At 63.0% G+C, this 6,672-nt stretch carries 4 protein-coding genes and 1 pseudogene; 3 read left to right on the top strand and 2 right to left on the bottom strand.

Annotated elements, in window-relative coordinates:
- Positions 1 to 287: transposase (locus BR31_RS0124890; protein WP_027501574.1), on the bottom strand; the 287-nt coding region annotated here is incomplete at its 3' end.
- A 613-nt stretch (positions 288 to 900) separates the two neighbouring features.
- On the opposite strand from BR31_RS0124890, the gene BR31_RS30070 reads away from it, so the two are divergent.
- The 3 genes from BR31_RS30070 to BR31_RS0124875 all read left to right on the top strand — a co-directional run bounded on the left by BR31_RS30070 (position 901) and on the right by BR31_RS0124875 (position 3,783).
- A complete protein-coding gene (locus tag BR31_RS30070) occupies positions 901 to 1,854 on the top strand; it encodes an ABC transporter ATP-binding protein (RefSeq protein ID WP_156042628.1) in 954 nt (317 codons plus the stop codon).
- A 37-nt stretch (positions 1,855 to 1,891) separates the two neighbouring features.
- Entirely contained in the window at positions 1,892 to 2,659 is a 768-nt protein-coding gene (locus BR31_RS31750; protein ID WP_051637732.1) for an ABC-2 transporter permease, read from the top strand.
- 71 nt (positions 2,660 to 2,730) lie between these two features.
- A complete protein-coding gene (locus BR31_RS0124875) occupies positions 2,731 to 3,783 on the top strand; it encodes a serine hydrolase domain-containing protein (RefSeq protein ID WP_156042626.1) in 1,053 nt (350 codons plus the stop codon).
- A 1,445-nt stretch (positions 3,784 to 5,228) separates the two neighbouring features.
- Here the strand turns inward: BR31_RS0124875 and BR31_RS0124870 are convergent.
- Positions 5,229 to 6,381: pseudogene (locus BR31_RS0124870) on the bottom strand (IS3 family transposase).
- Between the last annotated feature and the right edge of the window lie 291 nt (positions 6,382 to 6,672).

Genomic DNA, 6,672 nt, shown 5'->3' with positions numbered 1-6,672 from the left:
AAAGTCGATGCAGACTTCAGTATATCGTTGGCGCGCTTGAGTTCTCGATTCTCAGCCCGGAGCTTGCGGAGTTCCTCGGCCATGTCGCTGGTCACTCCGGGGCGCTTCCCTGCGTCGACCTGATCGCGACGAACCCAGTTCAGCAAGGTCTGTGCCGAACCGATGCCCAACTTGGCGGCCACCGACTCGATCGCTGCCCACTCCGACGAGTACTCGCCGCGCACCTCGGCGACCATTCGCACCGCCCGCTCACGCAGCTCGGCCGGGTACTTCCTCGAACCTGACATGACTCCATCCTTCACAAGAGATGAAGTCTCCGGACTCACCGGGGCGATTCAGTTGTGCGCAATGCTCCAATTGCTGGTGCAACTGCAGCTTCTTCGATCTCGGATGTGGATTCTTGCAGTTGTACAAATGCAACGGTACGTGTGGCTAGCCTGAATCTGCCGGGATTGGAGTGAGTTCTGGCCTCTCGGTTTGCTTGGGGTCGTGGTTTGGTACCCACCATGGATGGGTGCCGACATAGCGGGGTGACGGCTGTGTGGCCGCGACCCCAAGCAGGCACCTCGGCGGGTGTTTTGTGATGGTGTTGAGCCACAATCTGTTTCGACGCCATCACGCAGCGGTCATGACGAGAACAACGGGGACCGGGCGCCCTCATAGCCTCGCGCTCAGTGTCGGTGATCGGCTCCGATAGCTGTGGAAGCCAAGGGCCGCTCCGCACAGTGCAATGTCACTCGTTGGTCAACAGGCCTCTCGGTTGTCCGCTCGCTGGGTGCCCGCTACCCGCCGATACGAGCAACCGATCCACCACGCCTGGAGTCGATTGACCTGACGAAGACCACCGATGAGGACAAGTCCGTAGCCTGTGAAGGTCGCGGGGGAAGTAGAGCGGTCTGCATGATGGGGGAGGAAAGCGTGATCGAGGCACACCGATTGACCAAACGTTACGGGTCAACGCTTGCTGTCGATGATTTGTCGTTCACTGCGCGAGCGGGTCGGGTCACTGCGCTCCTTGGTCGTAGTGGGGCAGGGAAATCGACCACCTTGCGGATGTTGCTGGGACTCGATCACCCCACCAGCGGCCGCGCGCTCATCGGCGGGCGCCCTTTTCGGGACCTGGAACGGCCGTCCACAGAGGTGGGGGCGATTCTCGATGCAGGCTGGATATATCGGTACCGGTCTGCCCGCACGCATCTACGCTGGGTGGCACTGACCGGTAGGGTCTCTCTGCGGTGTGTGGACGCGGTGTTGGAGCAGGTCGACCTGGCCTATGCGGCGGACGAGCGGATCGATAGCTTCTCCGGCGGGATGCTGCAACGGCTCGGTGTGGCGTCGGCGCTTCTTGGAGACCCGTCAATGGTGGTGGCCGACGCGCCCTTCGATGATCGCGGGCAAGGAGATATCGCCTGGATCCGAGGGGTGCTCGCACAGTGCGCCCGCGAGGGCCGCACGGTATTGGTGTCCGGTCGTTCAGTCCCTGAGATCGCGGTACTCGCCGACGACCTGATAGTTGTAGATCACGGTCGCCTTGTCGCGCGGTGCACGACCGACGAGTTCATCGCACAGGCGGGCGGCGGCATGTTGAAGGTGCGATCGCCGCAACTGTCGAAGCTCGAAGATGCGCTGCGCGCCAAGGGAATACCAACGTTCAGCAGCCCCGACCAGCACGTCGAGTCTGAGGCAGAGCAGGCACCGAGCCTGTTGGTCGCAGCCGCCAACCGCCGCGAGGTGGGGGCGATCGCCGCGGTACTTGAACTCGAGCTCTCGGAGGTCGCGACGTCCAACAGCACACTGGAGGACGCGTTTATGAATCTGGTCAGCGGCGCTGACGGCACGACCGCCCGTGACTGACATGCGAGGGCGAACCTCAGAAACGGAAGGGGTGCACATGCTCGCCGCGGAACTCGTCAAACTGGTCTCCATGCGATCGACGCGGTGGTGCGGCGCCCTGATCGTGGTCTTGGCGTGCAGTTGGGCCGTGGTGTGGGCGGGAATACACCGCAGGGCAACCGATCTGAGCATGCCCGAGTTCGCGGACAACATGCGAGCATCAGTCAACAACACACAGGCCGGCTGCGTCGCTGGCCTTGTGGTCGTCATGATCATGGCGGTCCTCGCGGCGACCACCGAATACCTAACTGGAACAATCAAACTCACATTCATGGCGGGTTCTAGTCGCGGCAAGGTGGTGTTCGCCAAGACAGCTGCCGTCGCTCTTTTGGCCGGGCTGATCGGCGAAGGCACCGCCTGGCTCGCCTACGGAACTGCCAAGCTGGTCAATCCCAGCGGCGTCGCGTCCATCACCACAGGTGCGCAGTTGCGCGCAGTCGCTGGGGTCGGGCTGGTCTACCTGGTCGGTGCTGCGATGGCAGTTGCAGTTGGGATGCTCATCAAGAACACCGTCGCCGCGGTAGCCCTCATCGTGCTCTACCCATTGCTCATCGAGAACGCCGTCCCCGCCATACCCGCCATCGGAGCCGTCGTCGAACCATGGCTGCCCTTCGCGGTAGCCCTGCACTTCCTGTTCGACAGCACCCCCGAGTCGCTCGAGTCCGCCGCGATCCTTCCGGGCTGGTGGGCGTTCGCCTATCTCACAATGATCGCCACCGTCCTCACTGCGACAGCGTCGATAGTGATCACGAAACGCGACGCATAGACCGCTCCGCAACCGGGCCGGAGCGGCGCCCAGCGGGGACCATCAACGACGGTCTCCGACAGGATGGATCCATGACGCGGCGACGAGTACTGGTTCTTAGTACCGTTCTGGTGCTGGCCCTGGTGGCTGGGATTGCGGTCTGGTGGCTCGTACGTGACACCGACGAGCTACGGCAACCAGACAACCCGTCCGCCGCGATCGCCCGGCTGGAGCGGGAGCTGCCGGGCGTGCTGGCCGAGGCGAGGGTGCCTGCGGCCGCGGTGGCTTTGGTCGTTGATGGGCGGCCGTCGTACGTTCGCGGTTTCGGCGAGCAGAACGGTCGTCCGGTCGACGAGGGCACGATCTTTCAGGCCGGTTCGATCTCCAAGACGGTTGCCGCGGCGGCCCTGGTGCGCCGGTTCGCCGGCCAGCTCGATATGCCGGTGCTCGACCGTTTGCAGGGTTGGGCGCTGCCACCCGGCGGTCCGGATCCGGCTGCGATCACGTTGCGGACGCTGCTCAGCCACACCGCCGGCATCAACGTGCCCGGCTATCTGGGAACAGCGCAGCCGGCGGCGGCGACGGTCGACTCGTTGCTCGGACGCGCTGGTTCCGAGCCGGTCCGCCAGTCCGAGAAGCCCGGCCGCTACCGCTACAGCGGTGGCGGTTACACGATCGCTCAGCTGTACGCGGAGTCGGTCACCGGTGCCCCGCTGCCGGAGGTGATCGAGGACGAGGTGCTCGCTCCGCTGGGCATGAACAGGAGTGGCTATGCCTGCGGGCCGGAGGTGATCGCCGGCCACGATCAAGATGGCCGGCCGATGCCGCGATATCGCTATGCCGAATCCGCCGCCGCCGGTCTGTGTACCTCGGTCGATGATCTTGGTCGGTTCGCTGCCTGGCTGTCCTCCGAAGATCCGGTTGCGGTCCAACTTCGTCAACCGGTCGCCGGCACCGACGGTGCGTACGGCCTCGGCATAGAGCTCGACGGCCCAGAGATGGTCGGCCACCTAGGTGTCAACCGTGGCTACTACGCCCGCCTCCTGATCAATCCCAGCCAGCGCTTCGGCGTTGCTGTGGTGACCAATGGTGATCACGGTGACCGGGTGGTGGCCCGCGTCCTCAAGATCATCGCCGAGTCCTGATCCGGAGAAATCTGCGCCGACAGCTCGCGGATGTGCGCGGTACCGCCACTTTGGCACGTTGGCTGGTCGAGAGGGTGATCAGCAGGCATCCCCGCGCCGCATTCCTGGTGCTGCAGGTCCGATCAGCGGGCGGAGGCGAAGGCCATGCCTACGTCGAGATGAGCGAGCATTGACCGAATCCAAGCCCTGACTAACAGCAAAGAACTGCCAATTCCTCACGGGTACAACGTCATCGATGCCAGCCCTCCCGTGATCTACTCCAAAGTGCTCAGTCTTTTGACTAAGCAACCAATACAGGGAGGGGAGAACGTGAAGGTGATGAGAATGCTGGCTACCGCCGCGGTGGCGACCGCCTTGGTGGCTTCGTTAGGTGGGGCCGTTGCCACTGCGGATCCGATCGGTCCGGCAGCGGGCGACGTTTCTCCTGGTACGCCGGCAGAGCCCACTGCGAAGGAAGTGCAGGCGGATCCTGGGGGTCAGGGTTTCGAAAGTCCTGTGAAGCCAGAAGAGGTTCCTGGTCAACGAGTGAATCAGGCTCCTCCGCTGCCTCCCGGCATGGCTCCGTTCGGTGCCAATACAGGCGGATGTGCCATCCTTTGGCTCACAACGGGCACTATCGGGTTTCACGCAGTTGGCGGACAGAATACTAGTTGCGGTTGGGGGATCTGGGGGCATATTCAGATGTGGGGCCCAGGCTTCATGATCGACGGACCTACGGCCTCGGGTCCGACAGCGATCCGTGACGGAATTGGCCACGGCACTGTTTGTGCTCGACTATGGGAAGATCATGGCGGCGGCTGGTACACAGATAGGGGTACTGCCTGCGGAAACGTGTAGGCCACCGAGTGCACTATGTGGGTGATGCCGCCTTATCTCAAGGGCGGCATCACCCACAGCTCGGATCGAACATCGCACTCTTTGGGAGCGGAAGCCGTGACTCTGGCCTGGATGACCACCTTGGTGATCGTAGTGCCCTATCTCGCATTCGGATCAATGACAGCGGTTGGCGAATTTCGAAGGGTTGGAAGACTTCCCGCGGCCGTGGCCGCTGGAATTCTCTTTCCCTTCTTCTGGATCGCCTGGTATGTCCGTGATCGGCCGCGCAAGGGCCGATGATTGGTGAATCCAGATTGCTCGCCCGCAGCGCTTGGCTCCCTGCATTCTCACTGGCGTGAAATACATAGGGCTACAACGCCTCTAGCTTGCATTCCGGGTTCGAAGTGCATGAAGCCGATCGGTGCTGGCGTGGTGGGGACCTGATCCGTGGTTACGGCGGCCGTGCCACACCAGCCAGCCGCCGCCCCGGTGGCAGTTGACGGCCGTTCAATTTCGACGGGCTGCCTGGCTGTCACGGAGCAGCCAGCGAGACAGGGGGAGGCCAATGAACGAGCTGCCACCGATGCGGGGACTGCCCCCACTTCAGTTGACTCGTTGGGTGGAGAGATTCAAGCCGCGTGTGCGGCCTGACTGATTGTCTCAAACTCGACCGGCGTGAGCCTGCCGAGGCGCCGCTGGCGGCGCTTGCGGTGATAGGTCTTCTCGATCCAGATCACGATCGCCAACCGCAATTCCTCACGGGTCGACCACCGCTTCCGGTCGAGGACGTTCTTCTGCAGCAGGGCGAAGAACGACTCCATGGCGGCATTGTCGCCACATGCTCCGACCCGGCCCATGGAGCCCTGTAATCCGTTGAGGAACAGTTCATGAACGAATCCTCGAGATCGGAATTGACTCCCGCGGTCGGAGTGAACAATGGTCCCGGACGGGGTCCGTTGCTCGACTGCGTTCCGCAAGGCGGACATGGCCAGCGAGGCCTTCATCCGGGAGTCGATCGAGTAGCCGACGATTCTGTTCGAGTACAGGTCCTTGATCGCGCAGAGGTAGAGCTTGCCTTCGTCGGTGCGGTGTTCGGTGATGTCGGTCAGCCAGACCTCGTTGGGCCGGTTTGCGGTGAACTGGCGGTCGACGAGGTCGTCGTGAACGGGCGGGCCGGCCTTCCTGTTCAGGCCCTTCTTCTTCGCGAACACCGACCAGATGCGCTCCTGTGAGCACAGCCTGGCGACGCGGTTCTCGCCTGCGGCAATTCCCCGGCCGGGTAGTTCGTCGGCGATGAAGCGGTAACCGAAGGCGGGATCGTCGGCGTGGATCTCGCGCGCAGCGTTGATCAGATGCGCGTCGTCCCAATCACGTTGCGTGACTGGATCTTTCTTCCACTTGTAGAACGCTTGGGCGGAGAATCCGAGAACCCGGCAGGTCACCGTGACGGGCACTCCGTCAGCAGCGAGGTCGAGGACCAGCGGGAACATCATTTTGGGTTGACGTCCCGGGACAGGTAGGCGACGGCACGGCGCATGACCTCGGCCTCTTGCTCGAGGAGCTTGATCCGTTTGCGCGCTTCCCGCAGCTCTGCGGATTCGTCGGAACCCGAGGTCTTCGCTCCAGCGTTGATGCGTCCTCGCGGTCGGCGATCTTCAGCCAGCGGTGCAGGCACCCTTCGGAGATTCCGAAGTCCTTGGCGATCTGACGCCGTGAGGCCTCGCCCTTGCGGGCGACGGCGATGACGTCGCGACGGAACTCCTCGGGGAACGGCTTCGGCATGGGGACATCCTTCCATCGTGAGGAGTGGTCCTCACAGATCAGATGTCAACCAAACCGGGGGCAGTCCCAAATTGCCAACTACGGTGACCGTTCACAGGGGGGGGTGTGAACCGTCATCGCAGTTGTCATTTCCCGGCGCTCTGACCTGCGGTGTGACAACTAGCGTGACGACGACAGGGCGCGATCGTCGTCATCGAAGTTGGCATTTGTTCGGAGATACTGCTTTGCCAAACGAACTGTGCCGCGTAGCCGAATGATGGCGCCCGGAGGCGCACTATGGCCAGTTCGCTC

Origin of the sequence: Rhodococcus sp. UNC363MFTsu5.1, assembly GCF_000686785.1 — a bacterium.
GTDB classification, from domain to species: domain Bacteria; phylum Actinomycetota; class Actinomycetes; order Mycobacteriales; family Mycobacteriaceae; genus Rhodococcus_G; species Rhodococcus_G maanshanensis.
Note: the sequence above shows the minus strand (reverse complement) of the source record. Positions and strands in the feature narration are given on the sequence as shown.

Coding starts and splice junctions, on each gene's coding strand:
- BR31_RS30070 (WP_156042628.1), top strand. CDS start 901: ATGATGGGGGAGGAAAGCGTGATCGAGGCACACCGATTGACCAAACGT.
- BR31_RS31750 (WP_051637732.1), top strand. CDS start 1,892: ATGCTCGCCGCGGAACTCGTCAAACTGGTCTCCATGCGATCGACGCGG.
- BR31_RS0124875 (WP_156042626.1), top strand. CDS start 2,731: ATGACGCGGCGACGAGTACTGGTTCTTAGTACCGTTCTGGTGCTGGCC.